This is a genomic window from Dyella sp. 01N36 (assembly GCF_056399745.1).
In genome coordinates this window covers 1-1,299 of the sequence record NZ_JBFTRY010000372.1, presented here as the reverse complement: position 1 = coordinate 1,299, position 1,299 = coordinate 1, and the positions used below count along the sequence as shown (strand labels likewise).

Annotated in this window: 2 protein-coding genes; one reads left to right on the top strand and one right to left on the bottom strand. The window is 53.6% G+C overall.

Annotated features, from left to right (window positions below; translation table 11 throughout):
• The coding region (locus AC1DMG_RS22205) for an IS3 family transposase (RefSeq protein WP_477181159.1) at nt 1-217 on the top strand (217 nt) is incomplete at its 5' end.
• Nucleotides 218-411: 194 nt separating this feature from the next.
• Here AC1DMG_RS22205 and AC1DMG_RS22200 read toward each other — a convergent pair.
• A complete protein-coding gene (locus AC1DMG_RS22200; RefSeq protein ID WP_441604904.1) occupies nt 412-714 on the bottom strand; it encodes a hypothetical protein in 303 nt (100 codons plus the stop codon).
• Nucleotides 715-1,299: the final 585 nt, after the last annotated feature.

Sequence of the window (1,299 nt, the reverse complement as noted above, 5' to 3'; positions counted from 1 at the left end):
GAGTCGCTCGGGCAATTGCTGGGACAACTCGGCCATGGAAAGCTTCTTCAAATCGCTCAAGATCGAGCGCACCGACAACAAGGTGTATCGCACGAGGGCTGAGGCAAAAGCCGATGTCTTCGACTACATCGAACGGTTCTACAACAGTAAACGACGCCACTCGACCATCGGCTACCTCAGTCCGATACAGTTCGAGCAGCAGATGGAATTAGCTTAAGGTGGTGTCCACCGAACCGGCCGCAGTCCAGAGAGACACGTAAGTGCGCGCATCGGATTGTGGTCCGCGAACTCGACGTTTCGATGATTCATCAGGGATTTGCAGACAGCTTCATCCTTACGCTAGAGCTGTTTGATGCGCGCCATCGTTTGATTCGATCAAGCACCCCGTATTCGTGTGCATAAGGCACAGAACTATTCTGGTGAATTGAGATGCATCAGGTACTTCACAGTGCTTGCGCGCTCACCTAGCTCTCCGGAGTTTCCACACGAGTCAACTAGGCTCTCGCCGTCAAAAGTCTGCACGAAGAGTAAATACTGCTTCCCTTTCTCCATGTTGAATCTGGAAGACGTGTTGTCGGAGGTTATTTCGACCTCTGACAGTTTCTCGCCCTTAAAAGTGTTGACTATATTCACCCGGTAAACCGTCTTGCCAACTATGTCGGGTGCGTCTTCCGACATAACATCTTTACTGCCCAAGACCTTGCCAATGATCACTTCGCTGCTCCTTGCAGCCTCCTGATCGACCGTTGGATGACCCCTCGTACATAAGGCCCAACTCGTCGAACTAAGACACGTAAGAAACGTCAAGAAACCGATTTTGAGCGAGAAGCCCGCGTCCATTATTGAAGTCCTGTAGGGCAGGTGGAGCCATCTTTCAAATTCAGAACTACGTCACGGATACCCAAGTCCTTAGGGATCCCCTGGATCTCAAGAATCAAGATCGGGGTCCCGGCATTGGCTGCTGTTTCGCGATCAATCAGGTACTGCTCGAAAGCCGCTGTCGACTTGTAGCCGCTCCTTCCGAGGCCTCCGAGACCCACTGACGCTTCGAGGTCCGTATATGGACTCCTCCCCTTTGCCAAGCATCTCTTAGCTCTGGCGTCCGTGTCGACTGCACACGTATATCCGGCCTCTAGTTGCTGCACCGTCAGGCGGTGCCGGGCCACGATGAGCTAGTCGCGCGTCGGCTCCCAATCGCTTTGGCGTGCTTGTCAGCACACGGACCTTTCAGGGGTTTGCCAACGCCGGTTCGACCGGTTCGTCATCACTTCGGGGGCTTCGCAATCGTGAAGGGATTTC